At 44.2% G+C, this 19115-nt stretch carries 20 protein-coding genes; all 20 read left to right on the top strand.

What is annotated here, in order from left to right; translation table 11 throughout:
- Positions 1-202 precede the first annotated feature (202 nt).
- The 20 genes from A2W93_15095 to A2W93_15190 all read left to right on the top strand — a co-directional run bounded on the left by A2W93_15095 (position 203) and on the right by A2W93_15190 (position 18931).
- A complete protein-coding gene (locus tag A2W93_15095) occupies positions 203-2032 on the top strand; it encodes a hypothetical protein (protein ID OFY54074.1) in 1830 nt (609 codons plus the stop codon).
- Between the two features lie 792 nt (positions 2033-2824).
- Positions 2825-4066 (top strand): sigma-54-dependent Fis family transcriptional regulator, encoded by a 1242-nt coding sequence (locus A2W93_15100; GenBank protein ID OFY54075.1) that lies wholly within the window; start codon positions 2825-2827, stop codon positions 4064-4066.
- Positions 4063-4566, top strand: coding sequence for a hypothetical protein (locus tag A2W93_15105; protein OFY54076.1), 504 nt, complete (start codon positions 4063-4065; stop codon positions 4564-4566). Before A2W93_15100 ends, A2W93_15105 begins: the two co-directional genes overlap by 4 nt.
- Positions 4567-4620: 54 nt before the next feature.
- Positions 4621-5556: a hypothetical protein gene (locus A2W93_15110; GenBank protein OFY54077.1), complete on the top strand. Its 936-nt coding sequence runs from the start codon at positions 4621-4623 to the stop codon at positions 5554-5556.
- A 19-nt stretch (positions 5557-5575) separates the two neighbouring features.
- The gene (locus A2W93_15115) at positions 5576-5911 is read left to right on the top strand and encodes a preprotein translocase subunit SecG (protein ID OFY54078.1); all 336 of its coding nucleotides are present in this window, start codon (positions 5576-5578) and stop codon (positions 5909-5911) included.
- Positions 5912-6107: 196 nt separating this feature from the next.
- Positions 6108-6386 carry a co-chaperone GroES gene (locus A2W93_15120; GenBank protein ID OFY54093.1) on the top strand — a complete coding sequence of 93 codons (279 nt, stop codon included), beginning with the start codon at positions 6108-6110 and terminating at the stop codon, positions 6384-6386.
- A 28-nt stretch (positions 6387-6414) separates the two neighbouring features.
- On the top strand, positions 6415-8046 hold the full coding sequence (locus A2W93_15125) for a chaperonin GroL (GenBank protein ID OFY54079.1): 1632 nt from the start codon (positions 6415-6417) through the stop codon (positions 8044-8046).
- Positions 8047-8238: 192 nt separating this feature from the next.
- Positions 8239-8787, top strand: coding sequence for a hypothetical protein (locus tag A2W93_15130; protein ID OFY54080.1), 549 nt, complete (start codon positions 8239-8241; stop codon positions 8785-8787).
- Between the two features lie 289 nt (positions 8788-9076).
- Positions 9077-10984: a hypothetical protein gene (locus A2W93_15135; protein ID OFY54081.1), complete on the top strand. Its 1908-nt coding sequence runs from the start codon at positions 9077-9079 to the stop codon at positions 10982-10984.
- Positions 10985-10996: 12 nt separating this feature from the next.
- Complete coding sequence (locus tag A2W93_15140) at positions 10997-11365, top strand: hypothetical protein (protein OFY54082.1); 369 nt, start codon at positions 10997-10999, stop codon at positions 11363-11365.
- A 36-nt stretch (positions 11366-11401) separates the two neighbouring features.
- On the top strand, positions 11402-12004 hold the full coding sequence (locus tag A2W93_15145) for a hypothetical protein (GenBank protein ID OFY54083.1): 603 nt from the start codon (positions 11402-11404) through the stop codon (positions 12002-12004).
- Positions 11988-12566 carry a hypothetical protein gene (locus tag A2W93_15150; protein OFY54084.1) on the top strand — a complete coding sequence of 193 codons (579 nt, stop codon included), beginning with the start codon at positions 11988-11990 and terminating at the stop codon, positions 12564-12566. The genes A2W93_15145 and A2W93_15150 overlap by 17 nt, the downstream gene beginning before the upstream one ends.
- Positions 12567-12570: 4 nt before the next feature.
- Complete coding sequence (locus tag A2W93_15155; protein OFY54085.1) at positions 12571-12990, top strand: hypothetical protein; 420 nt, start codon at positions 12571-12573, stop codon at positions 12988-12990.
- 201 nt (positions 12991-13191) lie between these two features.
- A complete protein-coding gene (locus A2W93_15160) occupies positions 13192-13842 on the top strand; it encodes a hypothetical protein (GenBank protein OFY54086.1) in 651 nt (216 codons plus the stop codon).
- Between the two features lie 165 nt (positions 13843-14007).
- Positions 14008-15090: an ATP synthase F0 subunit A gene (locus A2W93_15165; GenBank protein ID OFY54087.1), complete on the top strand. Its 1083-nt coding sequence runs from the start codon at positions 14008-14010 to the stop codon at positions 15088-15090.
- Between the two features lie 30 nt (positions 15091-15120).
- Entirely contained in the window at positions 15121-15321 is a 201-nt protein-coding gene (locus A2W93_15170) for an ATP synthase F0 subunit C (protein OFY54088.1), read from the top strand.
- A gap of 71 nt (positions 15322-15392) precedes the next feature.
- Entirely contained in the window at positions 15393-15884 is a 492-nt protein-coding gene (locus A2W93_15175; GenBank protein ID OFY54089.1) for an ATP synthase F0 subunit B, read from the top strand.
- Positions 15885-15892: 8 nt separating this feature from the next.
- Positions 15893-16450, top strand: a complete 558-nt coding sequence (locus tag A2W93_15180) for an ATP synthase F1 subunit delta (protein ID OFY54090.1) — start codon at positions 15893-15895, stop codon at positions 16448-16450.
- A gap of 12 nt (positions 16451-16462) precedes the next feature.
- Positions 16463-18043 (top strand): F0F1 ATP synthase subunit alpha, encoded by a 1581-nt coding sequence (locus A2W93_15185; protein OFY54091.1) that lies wholly within the window; start codon positions 16463-16465, stop codon positions 18041-18043.
- Positions 18044-18055: 12 nt separating this feature from the next.
- A complete protein-coding gene (locus tag A2W93_15190; protein ID OFY54092.1) occupies positions 18056-18931 on the top strand; it encodes an ATP synthase F1 subunit gamma in 876 nt (291 codons plus the stop codon).
- The last annotated feature ends 184 nt before the right edge of the window (positions 18932-19115 follow it).

Here is a 19115-nt window from a genome sequence, read left to right on the forward strand (position 1 = left end):
ATTTATCGATGGTTATTTAGTAATGAATCGTTCGTTTGGCGGGGTGCTGCCGGTTCAATGAACGAAGGCTTTAGTGTCCGTTGTGTCAAGGATTGATTGTTATCAGTTTATACGTACAATTCTTAAACTACAGCACAATAGTGATGAATATAATAACCCTTTAACAATGAAATTAGTAGCTTTATTCATAATAATCTCTTTCGTGTTTGTGCAGAATATTTCTGCACAAACACAATCTTTTTACAAGGTCTATCCAGAGCTGGACTCAGATTATTCATTTGGTAAGGCTTTACGCTTTGATAGCAGCGGTTACTATTTATTATTATTATCTGATGATGACACTCTTGGAAATACTTATCAGACCTATATAGCGCGATTCGACACAAGCAACACTCTGCAATGGAAGCGGCCCTATATATCTGGAACTGACGGAAATGCTTCATTTGGAGATATTCTTTTAACTTCGGATTCCTGCATGGTTTTTTGTGGATGTACAATTAATCTTCCCAGAAAGGGAATTCTTGTTAAAGCCGATAAGCAGGACGGGTCGCAGATTTTTGTCAGAACATTTGGAGATATGGCGTATTACAATTTACATAATATTATTGAAACAGCTGATAGTGGGTTTCTTGTGGTTGGAGCCACTGACTCTATCAACACATCTTTGATTTATGATTTATATATATTGAAGACCGATAAAAATGGGATTAAACAATGGGATACAATTATTGTTCTTAATAACAGAGGATTATCAACAAGCTCGATAATCAAAATAAATGATGTGTATTATTTTACTGTCTTGAAACAGAGAAATCAGGAGTACAACGACAATAAACTTGTTGGAATAAAACAGGATGGAACCATCGTTCTAAACAAAGATATTATCCTTGCAACTTATGGCGGGTATCTTGGTGCTATTGCGGTAACCAAAGACAATCAGCTTTTGCTGGGAGGGCAGATCAATGAATACTATTGGCCTTATGATCCATCTTCAGGAAACATTAATGATATTCCGTACGGAAAAATGTACATCGGTAAATTTGATACACTCGGCAATAATATTTGGAGTAAAAAATATTTCTGTCCAAATATCTTGCAGAGCACTTATCAGATCCTTTCAACAACCGATGGCTATTATTTGGGTGGTGCCTGTGGCTGGGGCTGGTATTATAAAGGGACCGGTGTTGACTATCATGAGCCTTCCGATTCATTTATGGATAATTTTCTGATGAAAATAACAGAAACAGGCGATAGTGTCTGGACTCGTGTATTTCGGAAGCAGGATGGTTTTTTGGATAACAATTATGAGTGGGTCAGTCAGGATAATATGGAAGATGTGGTTCGTACTATAGATGGCGGCATTGCAGCAACAGGGTGGTTCTATGCAATGGGTCCGATTTCATCAAATTACAAGCAATACGCCTGGGTGCTCAAAACCGACAGCAATGGCTGCGGCAAGCCGGGTGTACCTTATGGTCTGTGGCGCGAGGAGCTGCCCTACAATAGCGACAGCAGCATTGTGCACCTCACCTGGCAAGATGATGATCCTACAAACGTGTGGCATCATGTGCAAGGCTCGAAAGACGGGCAGTGGTACTTTTGGGAACTCACGCCACGCATGCTCTCCACCAACGAATTTTTCGATACTGTTCCGAAATATCATAACTATTGCTATCGTGTTTTCGGGCTTGATACTACCTGGGCGCGCACCTGCGAGAGTGCCGAAATCTGCATCACAACAGGTATTAATGAATATGCTCCTGAAAGCGGCTTGCTGGCTGTGTATCCCAATCCCGCTTCAGATGTTATCAACTGTGTGCTGCCGGAGAATGGGAATTATGATATTGTTGTGTATGATGCATTAGGGTCAATTGTTCACCCTTCGACGGAGTTTATCCAGCGGAACGCAGGACTCAGGATGACAATTGAAAGTGGAGTTTGTCAAATAAATATTAGCTCATTACCGCCGGGCATCTATTTCATCGAGGCGCGCGGAGAACGGGTTTTGAGGGGGAAGTTTGTGAAGGAGTAGCATTAAGCTTGCGGCATGCGGCATAGGGCACAAAAGCACAGCTTTTATCATTTGTGTTGATCAGTAAAAAAACGACCTTGTTTTGTGGCTTGGTGCCTCGTGGCAAATTTCCCTGCGTCACTTCGCCCTCCGCGCGACCCACTGAATCAGTCTTCATCGCAGGTGAAGGCGGATTCGAATTAGCGTTAATCTGCAGTAAATGCGGTTTTAATCCATTCGCGCTCATACGCGTAAATTCGCGGAAGAAAGAGTGGCGAAGCGACGAAGGTTTTCCAGTAGATCCCGGCACCTCATGAACACTGAATCCTGAACATGGAAGTAAGAATGTTGAACGGCATTTTATTCAGGATTTACTTCTTACTTCTGATTTCCTTGATCCATATTCAATATTCAGTTTTTGTGTCTTGGTGCCTTCGTGGCAAAATCTCTCTGCGCGCGACCCACTGAATCAGTCTTCATCGCAGATGAAGGCGGATTCGAATTAGCGTTAATCTGCAGTACATGCGGTTTTAATCCATTCGCGCTCATACGCGTAAATTCGCGGAAGAAAGAGTGGCGAAGCGACGAAGGTTTTCCAGGGGATCCCGGCACCCCATGAACACTGAATTCTGAACAAGGAAGTTAGAATGTTGAACGGTATTATATTCAGGATTTACTTCTGATTTCCTTGTTCCATATTCAATATTCAGTTTATGTGTCTTGGTGGCGACAACCCACGAAAACTGCAAAAATGGCATAAAAAGCACCTATATTGTCATATTTTTCGTAATTTAGCGCTCCTTTACAATTCAGATGAACGAAATCACATCCATAAAGCAACGGTTTGGCATTATCGGACAATCTCCTTTGATTGACCGCGCCATCGACGTAGCCCGTCAGGTGGCTCCTACCGACCTGACCGTTCTCATCACCGGGGAAAGTGGTACCGGAAAGGAAGTTTTCCCGAAAATCATTCATCAGTTCAGTGCCCGCAAGCATGGACCATTCATCGCCGTAAACTGCGGAGCCATCCCTGAAGGAACCATTGACAGTGAACTTTTCGGTCACGAAAAGGGTTCGTTCACCGGAGCAACTGATGCCCGCAAAGGATATTTTGAAGTTGTAAACGGCGGAACGATCTTCCTGGATGAAGTAGCCGAGCTGCCTCTCAGCACTCAGGTGCGCCTGCTTCGTGTTCTCGAAAGCGGTGAATTCTTTCGGGTAGGATCATCAAAAGTGATAAAAACAGATGCCCGCGTGGTGGCCGCCACCAATGTAAAACTGGGCGAAGCAATTGCAAATGGCAAATTCAGAGAAGATCTGTTTTATCGTCTGAACACAGTCCCTATTCATATTCCGCCTTTGCGCGAACGCAAAGAAGATATAGCTCTCTTGTTCCGCAAATTTGCTGCAGACTTTGCCGAAAAATACAGAATGCCTGCACTTGTGCTTTCCGACGAAGCACAGAACATGCTCCGGCAGCACTACTGGTCGGGTAATGTGCGTCAACTGAAGAATGTGACCGAACAGATCTCAATTATTGAACAAGCCCGGGAAGTGACGGTAAATACGCTTTCGAAATATCTCAACGACAGCAATCCCTCCATGCTGCCCGTTCTCCAACGCCACTTCGAAAACAGCGACGAACATGCCAATGAAAGGGAACTGCTTTACAAAGTCCTTTTCGACATGAAAAAAGATATGGCGGAAATGAAAAAACTGATTTCCGAAATTATCTCAGCTACCGGAATCGACCCCTCCATGCCAGGCCGCACTATATCGGCTGTTGATGGCATTCCCATTCAGCCGGAATTTTTCAAACCTCAATATAACGCACCCTCACAGGAATTTCAGCACACAAGAGACACGATAAACGAAATTCCCATTGACTATTCCGAAGAAGTAGAAGAATCTCTTTCGCTGGAGAAAAAGGAAAAAGAAATCATCACCAAGGCACTTGAAAAACACCATAGCCGGCGCAAAAACGCAGCTGCAGAACTTGGAATTTCAGAAAGAACGCTGTACAGAAAAATAAAGGAATACGGAATAGAATGAGATCGATAGTCATCATAGGTTTTTTCTTATTGCTGATGACATCATCATCCTGTCTGCGTGTGACCTTCACCGGCGCATCCATTCATCCGGATGCAAAAACTTTTTCGGTGCAGTATTTCGAAAACAATGCAACACTGATCAACCCGACGCTGGCCAAAACGATGACGGAAAAACTCCAGGACAAGATTATGGGTCAGACAAGGCTGAGCATGGTTAATCAGAACGGAGATCTAGCTTTTGAAGGCGAAATTACAAGCTATACGCTGCAGCCTGTGGCTATTCAGGGAAATGAAACAGCGCAGCTCACACAGCTGACCGTAAATATCAATGTCCGGTTTTTCAACCGGCTCGATGACTCAAAGAATTTTGAAGCCCGCTTTTCGCGCTTCCAGCAGTTTTCAAGCAGTTCGAGCCTGGCCTCGGTCGAAGACGGGCTGATTGAAACCATAGCCGAAGAGCTGGTAGACGATATATTTAATAAAGCACTGGTTAACTGGTAAAACAATCACATGAGAATTTCTGATTTGAATATCACTTCTTCCGATGCTGCACGAATGCTGGAGCAACACCCGTATTCCGCTCATCTCGAAACGCTTGTTTTATTTCAATTACAAAAGGAGAAACCTGATTTGTTTACTGAAAGAATCGGTCAGTCGAGTTTCAAGGTTCCGGACCGCTACATGCTTTATGTAAATCTGCAAGAAACCTACGCCGATGACATTGAATCAACGCAAAAGGAAGAAGCGATTATCGCGTCAATTCCGGTTTCGGAAACCATTGTTGAAGAAGAAATCATTGTTCCGGTCACCATTCCCGAATCGGATGTGACCATTCAATCAGTGTCTGAAACAGCAATTGCTGAAGAAACAATTGAAAATATCCCTGAAGTTGAAGAAGTGACTGTTGAAATCAACAATGAAGATCTACAAATTACAAACGAGCCGGTTTCTGTAATTTTGGATCCTGTTGAGGAAGAAATACAGCCAATTATTCAGAATGCCGATGACCCGACTGAGACTGTCGAAAATCAGAAAGAGGAAGAAATTTATCAGGAGGAAGTGCCTGTTCAACAGGTTGCAGCGGAAGAAGTGAAGGAAGAAATTCAAAAACCTGCTTTAGAAGAGGAAAAAGATCCGTTGAAAATTCTTCAGCAACGACTCGCAGAACTGAATATCAATAAAACCGAAGAACCCCGGGAACAGGAAAAACCGCAGGATATGGAAAAGGAATCAATCGAAATTATAGATCAGTTTATCAATACCGAGCCGACCATCAAAATAGATCTGAACCGTTTGCCCGACCGCAGGAACCTTGCTGAAAAAAGCACCATCGAAAAATTCGAAGTGGTATCGGAAACGCTTGCGGCAATCTACGAAAAGCAAGGTCGCTATGAAAAGGCTTTACTTATGTATGAAAAATTACTTTTGGCTAATCCGGAAAAAAGTAGTTACTTTGCACCCCTGATCGAAAATTTGAAAAAGAAATTGTAACACTTTAAATATCAACGCGATGGGCTTTTACATTTTTCTCGTAATCCTGATGATAATCGTTTGTGTCCTTCTTGGACTTATTGTTTTGGTGCAGAATTCCAAAGGCGGCGGACTTGTTGCCGGAATGCAATCATCAAATCAGTTTATGGGCGTACGTCAGACCGCTGATTTCTTAGAAAAAAGCACATGGACGCTTGCCATCGTTATTCTGGTGCTGAGTCTTATGTCTATTTTTGTGATACCACGCGGACAGCAGCAAACAGAAGACAGCCGCGTTAAGAATTATATTGAGTCGAATGAACTGGCTCCAATCAGCACTCCAGAAGGAGAGCAACCCGCAACACCGGTTGAATAACTTCAGCCTGCAATAAACAACATTTTAAACCCGGTCTCCGGGTTTTTTATTTTTCTACAATTCTCATTGGAAAAAATAAAGAGACATTCTGACCGCCAATTAAAATGAGTGTCAGCTGACAACTGTAAAAATGTCAGATAATACCCATTGGCATAATAAATGACAGGCCCGCGACGAACAAAACAAAATGACAGATATGAGTACCATAAACATTAAACCTCTTGCCGACCGCGTTGTAATTGAACCGGCTCAGGCTGAAACAAAAACCAGCAGTGGAATTATCATCCCCGACACCGCCAAGGAAAAACCCCAGCGCGGAACCATCGTTGCCGCAGGTCCCGGCAAAAAAGACGAGCCTGTCACTGTTAAAGTGGGTGACGTTGTATTGTACGGCAAATATGCCGGAACCGAAATCACCATTGATGGCAAGGATTATCTGATCATGAAAGAATCCGACGTTCTCGCAATCATCTAAATCGAAAATTTTAAAAATCTAAAGCTATATGGCAAAACAAATTATTTACGGTGTTGAAGCCCGTGAAATGATAAAAAAAGGTGTTGACGCTTTGTCAAACGCCGTCAAAGTTACTCTGGGGCCAAAAGGCCGCAATGTTATCATTGAAAAATCGTACGGTGCCCCCGCAATTACCAAGGACGGTGTAACCGTTGCCAAGGAAATTGAACTACCGGAAAAAGTAAACAATATGGGCGCGCAGATGGTGAAAGAAGTTGCCAGCAAAACCAATGATGCTGCCGGCGACGGAACCACTACCGCTACCGTTTTGGCTCAGGCCATTTTCAATACCGGACTGAAAAACGTCACTGCCGGAGCCAACCCTATGGACCTCAAACGCGGCATTGACAAAGCAGTTGCCGCTGTGATTGAAAACCTCAAAAAACAATCAAAAGAAATTGGCGACAGCTTCGAAAAAATCGAGCAGGTAGCAACGATTTCTGCAAACAACGATAGCGAAATCGGCAAACAGATCGCCGAAGCCATGCGGAAAGTGAAAAAAGAAGGCGTCATTACCATCGAAGAAGCTAAAGGAACCGATACCACCGTTGATGTTGTTGAAGGTATGCAGTTCGACCGTGGATATTTGTCACCTTATTTCGTGACCGATACTGAAAAAATGCAGACTTCGTTCGAAAACGCTTTCATGTTGATTTATGACAAGAAGATCAGCAGCATGAAAGAACTGCTTCCGATTCTCGAAAAAGTTGTTCAGACCGGCCGCCCAATGCTGATTATCTCCGAAGACATCGAAGGTGAAGCACTGGCTACCCTCGTGGTGAACAAACTGCGTGGTTCGCTCCGCGTAGCAGCTGTGAAAGCTCCTGGTTTCGGCGATCGTCGCAAGGAAATGCTCGAGGACATCGCAGTTCTGACTGGCGGTATCGTCATCAGCGAAGAAAAAGGCTATAAGCTCGAAGACGCTGACCTGACCTATCTCGGACAAGCTGAAAAACTGACTATTGACAAAGAAAATACAACCATCGTGAAAGGTATGGGCAGCAAAGAAAATATTGATGCCCGCATAGCACAGATCAAAGCACAGATGGAAGCAACCACCAGCGATTATGACCGCGAAAAGCTGCAGGAACGTCTTGCCAAACTGGCTGGCGGTGTTGCTGTCATCAAAGTAGGTGCTGCCTCCGAAGTTGAAATGAAAGAAAAGAAAGACCGCTTCGACGACGCTCTGCACGCAACCCGTGCTGCTGTTGAAGAAGGAATCGTTCCTGGCGGCGGTGTTGCTTATATCCGCGCCATCGAAGCTATTGCCGGCCTGAAAGGCAACAACGAAGACGAAAATACCGGAATCGATATCATCCGCAAAGCGATTGAATCACCAATGCGCATGATTGTTGAAAATGCAGGCCTCGAAGGCAGTGTGATCGTTCAGAAAGTGAAAGAAGGAAAAGGTGACTATGGTTTCAACGCCCGCACCGAAGTATACGAAAATCTGCTCGAAACCGGCGTGATCGATCCTACCAAGGTGACCCGCATTGCGCTTGAAAATGCTGCATCAATTGCCGGCATGCTCCTGACTACCGAAACTGTGATCGTTGATATTAAAGAAGACAAACCCGCGATGCCTCCGATGCCCGGTGGCGGAATGGGTGACATGTATTAAAATACGACTTGTTGCTGTTGACCGAAAGCCCCTTATTGGGGCTTTTTTTATTTGCGGCCGGGTGGTGGTTGCGGTGCTGGCAAATATTTCTTATATTTGAAAAACTGAATTGTTTTTCTGCTGCAATTCTTCAATAATTCAGAAAGCAGCCAGCCGGAATTTCTCTGCGTCATTTATTAAAAAGCTAAACAAATGTCAGCACAAGAAGATAGCGCATTATTAAAGGATACATTAAAAATCCGTTTCGAAAAAAACATGCACCGCCATGAGAACCTCAGCTGGAGCGATGTATTGAAAAGACTGGAGGCGAATCCGGAAAAGCTGCGATCGCTTTCTCAAATGGAAGCAACAGGCGGAGAACCGGATGTAACCGGGTTTGACAACACAAGCGGCGAAATTATTTTTTGCGATTGTTCGGCCGAAAGCCCGAAAGGCCGCCGAAGCATTTGCTACGATCGCGAAGCGCTTGATGCCCGGAAAGAATTCAAGCCCGAAAATACTGCGGTTGACATGGCGGCAGCGATGGGCATTCAATTACTGACCGAAGACCAATACCGGACATTACAGAAACTCGGACCTTTTGATTCAAAGACATCGAGCTGGCTGCAAACACCCACCGATGTACGTTCTCTGGACGGCGCTCTGTTTGCCGACTTCCGCTACGGTCGAGTATTTGTTTATCACAACAGCGCCGGCTCGTATTACAATTCAAGAGGGTTTCGTGGAATGCTGCATGTATAATTCGCAGCATTGAAAAATTTCTGGATAAAAGAGGCTGTCTCAAATAGTCTTCAGCAACAAAAACAACATTCCACCTTGTGAAAGCGACGCAGGAGCTGCAGGACATGGAACCGTTGTTTTTGCAATTGTCACGACGGTTCCATGTTCCGGCATCAATGTCAATTTTTGACTCAGATGTTTACCGGAACGGTGGAATGTCGTAACAACCCGCTATTTTGAGACATACTCTTTTTTAGTTTTCGCTGCAACGAATTTATCTTACATTTGCTCTTACAATAAATTTTACACCATGCATAAACTGATTTTTACGCTTTGTCTGACAATGCTTGCCTTCGTTATGCAGGCTCAGATATTTGACATAACCGCCACAAAGCAAATCGCACTCGACGATGCATTCAACGCATCAAGAATGCTGGATGTCCCGGAAAAATTCGTAGGGCAGGAATATGATCTTAAATATCACCGATTTAACTGGACAGTAAATCCGGCAAATAATTACATCAGCGGCTCAGTCACTTCCTATTTTGTGCCCCTTCAAAATTTGTCGCAAATTGACTTCTCGTTGAAAGTAAATATGTTTGTGGATTCCGTGAAATATCACGGCGCCCCCGCTATGTCTGTGCATGTTACAAACGAAGTAAACATCACCGGATTTCCTACGCTGACAGCCGGCGTATTGGACAGCATTACGGTGTATTATCATGGTGCACCGCAGGCTACAAGCGGTTTCACATCATTCGTAGCAAGCACCCATGGAAGCGGCACGCCCGCATTATGGACACTCTCAGAGCCTTACGGCGCCTATGAATGGTGGCCCTGTAAAAACGATCTGAGCGATAAAATTGATTCCATTGATATTTATGTTACACATCCCAACGGTTACCACGCGGCATCGAATGGGCTGCTCGTTTCTGAAACTGTCGGAACCACAACAACCGCGCATTGGAAACACCGCTATCCGATTGCAGCTTACCTTATCGCCATTGCGGTGACAGATTACACCATCTTTTCTGACACATTCACATTGTCAACCGGGACTTTACCGATGCTGAGTTACGTTTTTCCGGAAAGCCTCACCGATGCACAAAGCAACACTCCCCTACTCGAAGAAGTGATGCAATATTATGATTCACTTATAGCTCCATATCCTTACATGACAGAAAAATATGGTCACGCACAGTTTGGCTGGGGCGGCGGCATGGAGCATCAGACCATGAGTTTTATGGCAGATTTTGGATATGAACTGATGGCCCACGAACTGCTTCACCAATGGTTCGGCGATGCAGTTACCTGCGGCTCCTGGCACGACATCTGGCTCAACGAGGGCTTTGCAACGTATTATACAGCGCTCTGTTATGAGCGTTTCAGCCCAACCTATTACTGGCCTGATTGGAAAGAAAATGCAGTGGATTATGTGACCTCTGAACCGTTTGGTTCTGTATATGTGTATGATACCAGCAACGTAAACACCGTTTTTTCAAGCCGGCTCAGCTATTACAAAGGCGCCTACGTGTTGAACATGCTGCGCTGGGTGGTTGGCGACGACAACTTTTTTCAGGGCAACCGAAATTATTACAATGATCCAAACTACTATTTGGGATATGCCAAAACCCCTGACTACATCACGCACATGGAAGCGGCTTCAGGAATGAGTCTCACGGAGTTTTTCAACGACTGGCTTTATCATGAAGGATATCCAACTTATAATATAGTTGTCAACCCGATTGCCGGCGATTCATTGTCCGTAATAATCAACCAGACACAAAGCCATTCTTCGGTGAGCTTTTTCGAAATGCCGGTTCCGATTTTGTTTGATGACAGTATTTATGTTTTTGACAACACTTTTTCCGGACAGGAATTTCATATTCCCTATACCGGAATGCCGGCTATAATCCAATTGGATCCTGAATTTCAGCTCCTTTCCAGAAATAATACTGTTATATTGTTGAACATTCCCGAACAGGTTGCACCTGAAATCAGCCTGTATCCAAATCCGGCAGAAAATCAGCTTTTCATTGGTGGCGCAGCGAATCAGAAAATCAGTTGCAATATTTATGACAGCCGCGGAGCTCTGGTCATTTCATATGAAACATCCGGAAATGAATTTGTAGATGTTCAAACGCTGACTCCGGGCGCATATCGCATCAGCATTTCTACTCCCGACTGGAATTACACTGGCTCATTCATCAAAAAATAATTCGTTGCTTACATGAGTAAAAGCAACAGCAAATCTGAAACCGGCAAATTCGGAGAAGACGAAGCCGCCTTGTTTTTAGTAAACAAAGGCTACGAAATCCTGCACCGGAACTGGCGTTGCGGCAAAGATGAGCTGGATATTGTTGCACTTCATGATGAAATTCTTGTTGTCGTAGAAGTCAAAACGCGCACGGGCACTGCTTTTGGCATGCCGTGGGAATCGGTTGATGATCGCAAGCAGCAAGCCATTGAACGCGCGGCACTCACCTACCTCGAAGCTTTCGCGATTGACCGCGATCTGCGTTTTGACATTGTTTCAATCATTGTGTCACCCGACAAAGATGTATGGATCGATCACATTGAAAATGCTTTTGTGCCCTGATTATTTTTTTCTATCTTCGTATTCTGTAAGAATTCTATGAAAAAAATTCTGTTTGTTTTCTTCCTTGCATTGACCTTTCAAGCCGCTGCACAAAGCTTCGAAGGAGGATTTCGTGCTGGTTTGATCGGATCTCAGGTGGATGGCGATAACTTGTCGGGATTCGATAAAGCCGGACTCACCGGCGGTTTTATGGTGGCGATTCCACTGAACGAATTCTCAGATCTGGCCATGGAAATGCTCTTTGTGCAGAAAGGCAGCCGCCGCAATCCAACCAAAGACAATAATCTGACAAAATATATCATGCGCCTCAATTACATTGAAGTTCCTGTATTGTATCGGCGTCAGCTCAAAAAAAGTTTCGGATTCGAAGCCGGATTGTCGTTCGGAATTCTGCTTGACACGGAAAACAGAGAATTTGATATAAACGGCGCAATTCCTGCCCGGCCTGATTTTGAAAAATACGAATTGGCAGCTCATATCGGTTTCCGCTATTTTCTCAATGACAATCAATCATTCAATCTGCGCTATTCCAATTCCATACTTCCCATTCGTAAAGCGCCCGGCATTTCGACCTACAATTATTTCATTCGTGGACAATACAACATGGTACTTGGCTTGACTTATGAGCACTGGTTCTGATAAAATATCGAAAGTAATTGTTGCTGTAACCGGCGCCAGTGGCGCTTTGTACGGGCTTGAACTGATCCGGCAGCTTAACAACCTGCATTCTATTCATGATATTGCTATTGTTTTCAGCGAAAGTGGCAGCAAGGTCTGGGACTATGAAAAAGTGATGGACATTCCGGTAAGCAACAAAATAACTGTTTTTGAAAACGACGACATGTTTGCAGCGCCGGCCTCCGGTTCAGCCGGATATCAGGCCATGTTCATTGCTCCGTGCTCCATGGGAACGCTGGCTTCGGTAGCAGCAGGAACCGCAGGGACACTCATTCACCGCGCAGCCGATGTAATGATGAAAGAACGTAGACCTTTGATACTACTGACGCGCGAAGCTCCGCTGAGTCTCATTCATATCGAAAATATGGAAAGAGTGACCCGTGCCGGAGCCATTGTTTTTCCGGCTTCGCCGTTTTTCTATCACCATCCGAAAGACCTCCGCGAAGCAATTTCGGCACTGGTTTCACGTTTAATCAGCATTACAGGTATATCAACCCCCGAAGTGGAATGGGGCAAAGAATAGTGTTATGGCAAAAATGCTTTGGGAATATGACGTTAAAGTGCTGCTGGCCATGGAACAAGCCATCAGTGGCAATTCTGAATTTCTGAAATTTCTGCTCGAAAACAATTTTCCCGAACTGGCTGCATTTGCCAGCGCCATTCGTGCAGATAAAAAAGCAATGAAATGGCTTTTCGACAATGGTTCGCCTGAGCTCGGAATTCTCAGCGATGCCATAGACTCCGAAGATGTAGCGATTGCCTGGTTGAAAAAAAACAACATGACATTCTATATAATTTTTGCAGACGCCTGTCGTGGAGTTACGCCCGCGCGCGAACTCCTGAAAAAAAACAAAATGGATGTATTTCTCCGGTTGGCAATTACAATAAATGAGGTGCTAAAACAGCAGCAATTTGATGCCTGGGATTATCACAAATTCAAAAAGTGATCCTGCTGTTTTTATTTGCCTTTGTGTCTGTCTGAAAATATTCAATGCAATTTCAGGCCGGCATTTACATCAAAAAATAATTAATTGCTTGCATGTAAATGCATATATATATGTATAAAGTACGAAATAAGCGATAATAGTTAGCTACAAAGATGTTAATATATTTTGATTTTAGATATTCATCCCTATATTTGTGTGCTTATGCAATCAATACGTCGTAGAAAAAAGCTTGCTGTTATACCTCTGCTGATTTTCATCATCGGCATGGCAGTATTTGTATTCATTAAGCTGCACAATCAACGCAACATTGCTTCTGATAACATTGATACCAGGCTTCGGTCCGCAGCCGGATCATTGGAGATGATAGTCTCCGACCCCATGATTGAAAAAGCCCGGAAAAAAACACCTGTTGATTTTGTAGAACATGACAGTATCCGAGTCCTTGCAAACAAAATAGCTGAAACTCATGATGTGATTTACACTTACGTGATGATTAAATCAGGTGATTCCGCCCTGTTTGTGCTCTCTTCATACATTGAATCGGACATCACAAAAGACATTGTCACTGATTATCTTGACTATTACAGTGAAGCAACCGACGAAATGATGAAGGCTTTCGGGAGCGACCAGCAGGAAGTTTTTGATGTTTCACAGGACCAATGGGGTAATTTCCGCAGCATTTATTTGCCACATAAAACAAAATCGGGAACGCCATATTTGCTGTGTGCCGATGTCAGCATGACCGAAGTAATAGACTTCCAACTCAGGTATCTGGTGGAATTTGCTCTTTCGGCCGTTTTTCTATTCCTGATTTCATTGCCCCTGTTGCTGAGAATGCGAAAAGAAAAATAAATTTTAATTGTTTCTTTTCATGGCTTTATTCAAACATCAGTACTGTTTGTCCACATAACATGCATATTAATTGTTTCGAAGCCTGAAAAAAGGTTCAAATTAGTGTCTGAAATGTTTTACAACAAATAAAAATTGTTTAATTTGCACACGATTTTAATAACCGTGATGCAAAAGTTTATACTCATTTTCACTCTGGTTTTTGCCACTTTGTGCAGCCTGCCTTCCTATGCAAGTGCTGGACATGGCTCTGAAACTACCGAAACAGAAAAAAGCGAAGGGATCGACATCACTGAGGTGATCTTCGATCACATTCTTGATTCGCATGAGTGGCACATTATGACACTCTACGAAGGCCAGGAAAACGAGAAGCATGTTGTAGTGCCGCTTCCAGTCATTCTTTGGGACGAAGGGAGTCTTGTTGTGTTTATGAGTTCAAAATTCCATCATGCCGAACATTTTGAATACCAGATTGGTACAAAAGAAACATTTGAGGGTAACTATGAAGGCAAAGTAGTCCGTGTTAATGAAAAAGGCGAAGTAGTAAGCGTTCCGCTCGACTTTTCAATTACTAAAAATGCGGCATCGCTCATATTCAGCGCCATGTTGCTGTTGCTCATTTTTATTCCGGTTGCGCGTCGATACAAAAAAACCGAAAATTCGGCTCCCAAAGGGCTGCAAGGATTTCTGGAACCCATCATTCTGTTTGTTGTTGATGATATTGTCAAACCAAACATCGGCGAAAAACGTTACGCCCGGTTTGCACCTTATCTGCTTACGTTGTTTTTCTTTATTCTCCTCAATAACCTGATGGGATTGATTCCGTTTTTTCCGTTCGGGGTCAATCTGACCGGCAACCTTGCAGTGACAATGACATTGGCCTTTTTCACACTTATAGTTGTAAACTTCAGCGCTGGCAAAGGATATTGGAAACATGTTTTTGCCGCACCAGGGGTGCCGGTATGGCTTCTGCCCATCATGATTCCTGTAGAGCTCATCGGCATCATTTCAAAACCATTTGCACTCATGGTTCGTCTCTTTGCCAACATTACAGCCGGCCATATCATTGTGCTCAGTCTTATTTCACTCATTTTCATATTTCAGAATCTTGGTATAGCGCCCGTATCAGTTGTATTCGTCCTCTTTATGGATGTACTCGAATTGCTGGTGGCCGCGCTTCAGGCCTATATTTTCACACTTTTGACTTCGCTGTTTATCGGTCTGGCCGTTCAGGAAGCAGAACATCATTGAAACTAATGTTTAACTAAAAAATAAAATCAAATGGTTTTAGCAGGAATCGGAGCAGGATTAGCCGTTATCGGCGCAGGACTCGGAATTGGTCGCATCGGTGGTTCAGCCATGGACGCCATTGCCCGTCAGCCCGAAGCAACCGGAAAAATCCAGACGGCCATGATTATTGCTGCAGCTCTCGTTGAAGGCGTTGCCCTCTTCGCAGTTGTTGTTGCTCTCATCGCCAAGTAATTTTCAAAAAACAAAAGCCCCCTGCGGTTGGCATCGGGGCTTTTTATTGTGAACTTAAAGATTAAAAATATATGTTGACTACTCCCGGACTTGGATTGATATTATGGACTACAGTGGTTTTTCTGCTGTTGGTTCTGCTCCTTTCTAAATTCGCATGGAAGCCAATCGTAGCTGCCATCAAAAAAAGAAACGAAGCCATCGATTCTGCGCTTCAGGCCGCCGAAACGGCTCGCAAGGAAATGTCGCAGCTGCAGGTTAACAACGAACAGTTACTGAAAGAAGCACAGAAAGAGCGCGACATTATTCTCGCCGAAGCGCGCAAAATGCGTGACAAAATTGTGGAAGAAGCTGGCGTTAAGGCACGGGAAGAAACTGAGCGCATTATTGCCACTGCACAGGAAAACATTCATTTTGAAAAAATGGCTGCAATAACTGAGTTGAAAAATCAGGTGGCTGTTCTCTCGCTTGAAATTGCTGAAAAAATCATTCAGATAAATCTCAGCAGCGATGCAAAACAGCAGGAACTGGCTCAGAAAATGGCCAGCGAAATTTCATTTAACTAAGCGCGGTAATGAACAACACTCAGATCCCCAAACGATACGCACGGGCGCTTTTTGAACTGGCCGATGAAATGAATATTCTGCCTGCAGTTGAGCAAAATATTCGTTTGCTGAAAAGCACCTGCGAGCAAGTTCCCGAATTCAGACAACTTCTGCGTAGCCCGATTGTAAAACCATTACTGAAAAAGAAAGTAGTGTCCGCACTGTTCGAAAAGGATTTTCACGATCTCAGCATACGCTTTCTGAAGCTTGTTATTCAACAGGGTCGCGAAAACTATTTGCTTGAAACAGCAAATGAATTCATTGCACTTTGCAGAGAAAAAGATGGAATAATTGAAGTTGAGCTTACATCAGCAGTAAACCTGAACGAAGAAATTATAAAGCAAATTGAAGACAGAATTTCTGAGCTCACTGGCTTGAAACCTGACACAACCAGAAAAGTCAATCCAAATTTGCTGGGTGGCTTTAAGGTTCGCTTTGGCGACAACATGTATGATGCATCTCTCAGAAATAAAATATTGAAAATCAAACGCGATTTTCAAACTAACATTTACGAAAAAGGATTTTAAAAAAGGGTATATATGGCAGAAATAAAACCATCGGAAGTAACCGCCATTCTTCGTCAGCAGATTTCGGGAATGAATCTCGGAAGCAACCTCGAAGAAACAGGAACCGTACTTGAAATAGGCGACGGAATTGCGCGCGTGTATGGACTTAGCAACGCCCGCGCCGGCGAAATGGTCGAATTCGAAAAAACAGGACTCAAGGGTATCGTGCTAAACCTCGAAACCGACAATGTCGGGATTGTGCTTCTCGGAGGCACCCAAAATCTGAACGAAGGAGATGTGGTAAAACGCACCGGAACGATTGCTTCAATTATGGTCGGCGAAGGATTACTTGGTCGTGTTATCAACACCATCGGTGAACCCATCGACGGCAAAGGCCCGATTCAGGGTGAATTGTTCGAAATGCCGCTCGAGCGAAAAGCTCCGGGCGTTATTTTCCGTCAACCGGTAACTGAACCGCTGCAAACCGGTATCAAAGCCATCGATGCTATGATCCCCATCGGCCGGGGTCAGCGCGAACTCATTATTGGTGACCGTCAGACCGGAAAAACTGCAATTGCGATTGACACCATCATCAACCAGCGCGAGAATTACGAAAAAGGAAATCCGGTTTATTGCATTTATGTGGCCATTGGACAGAAAGGTTCGACGGTTGCACAGATTGCTAAAACGCTCGAAGAAAAAGGCGCCATGCCTTACACAGTTATTATTTCAGCAACCGCTTCGATGCCTGCCGCACTGCAATTCTACGCACCATACGCAGGCGCATCTATCGGCGAATATTTCCGCGATACTGGTCGTCCTGCTTTGGCTATTTACGATGACTTATCAAAACAGGCCGTAGCATACCGTGAAGTTTCACTGTTGCTGCGTCGTCCGCCGGGACGCGAAGCATATCCGGGCGATGTTTTCTACCTCCACTCTCGCTTACTTGAGCGCGCTGCAAAAGTGATTAAAAGCGACGAAGTGGCCAAACAAATGAATGACCTGCCGGAAAGCATCAGACATCTTGTAAAAGGTGGCGGCTCTCTGACTGCACTTCCAATCATCGAAACACAGGCAGGTGACGTTTCTGCATACATTCCGACCAACGTTATTTCCATTACCGATGGTCAGATTTTTCTCGAGACTAACCTCTTCAACTCCGGTATCCGCCCCGCTATCAACGTGGGTATCTCGGTTAGCCGCGTAGGCGGTAACGCTCAGATCAAGGCAATGAAGAAAATTGCGGGAACCCTCAAGATTGATCAGGCCCAGTTCCGCGAACTTGAAGCATTTTCAAAATTCGGCTCCGATCTCGACGCATCTACCAAGGCCGTTCTCGACAAAGGAACCCGCAACGTGGAAATTTTAAAACAGCCGCAATATTCGCCCATGTCGGTCGAAAAGCAAGTGGCCATCATCTTTGCAGGAACTCGTGGATTGTTGAAAGCAGTCCCCATAAAACAGGTTAAAAATTTCGAAACTGAATATCTGCATCATCTCGAAGACCATCACGCTGACATTTTGAGCGAACTTCGCAAAGGTGTACTGACAGACGAAATGATTGCCAAACTTGATAAAATAGCGCTTGATATTGCAGGCCGCTACCACTAAAAAAGATCTGACATGGCAAATCTGAAAGAAGTCAGAAACCGCATTCAGTCGGTAACAACCACCAAGCAGATCACATCGGCCATGAAGCTGGTGTCGGCCTCGAAGCTGCGCAGGGCACAGGATAACATTCTGCGCTTGCGGCCCTATGCTTCGAAGCTGCGCGAGATAATGGGCCGCGTGGCCGCGGGCGTTGATGACCTTCCAAATGATGGCGTTTTTGCTCAACGTAATCCCGATAAAATTCTGATGGTCGTGTTTTCAGCCAACAGAGGGCTTTGTGGTGTTTTCAATGCAAACATAGCCAAGCAGGTAAACATGCTTATCGAAGGAACTTACAGCAAAAGTTTCAAAGCTGGTAAAATCGATTTCATTTCTTTCGGCCGCAAAGCCCCCGATCTTCTGAAAAAGAAAGGGTGCAGCTTTTCGAAAGATTTCAATTATCTGATTGATAAACCTTCGTTTGAAGAAGTGGCTGAATTCTGCGACAGCATTGTAAAAGAATATATTGCCGGTAAATACGATGCCATCGTTCTTGTTTACAACCAATTCAGAAATGCTGCCCAGCAGGCGCCGACAAACGAATTGTTGCTGCCATTTAAACTTGATTCAAACAAACAAATGGGTGGTGTAGATTACATTCTTGAGCCGGAGCGCGAAAAAATGTTTGCACTCATCGTTCCGAAAACGTTGAAGCTACAGCTTTACAAAGCTTTGCTCGACAGCATTGCTTCGGAACACGGCGCCCGTATGACATCGATGCATAAAGCCACTGACAACGCAACCGAAATTCTGAAAGACCTCCGCCTGAGCTACAATAAGGCGCGTCAGGCTGCCATCACCAACGAGATTATCGAGATTGTGAGCGGCGCTGAAGCTTTGAGGGGATAAAGATTTTTAATTCCGAAAAATGCCTTTGGAAAAATCCAGAGGCATTTTTTTATTAAAAAAAGTCTCTGCAGCAAAAGCTACAGAGGTTTTTATCACCTGACTTCGACACTTTGAAATTTCCAATTTTGTAAGAAATTGATATATACATTTATACAATTTTCAGGATGCTCAAATGGGTGTCCCG

Source organism: Bacteroidetes bacterium GWF2_43_63, assembly GCA_001769275.1.
Classification (GTDB): domain Bacteria; phylum Bacteroidota; class Bacteroidia; order Bacteroidales; family DTU049; genus GWF2-43-63.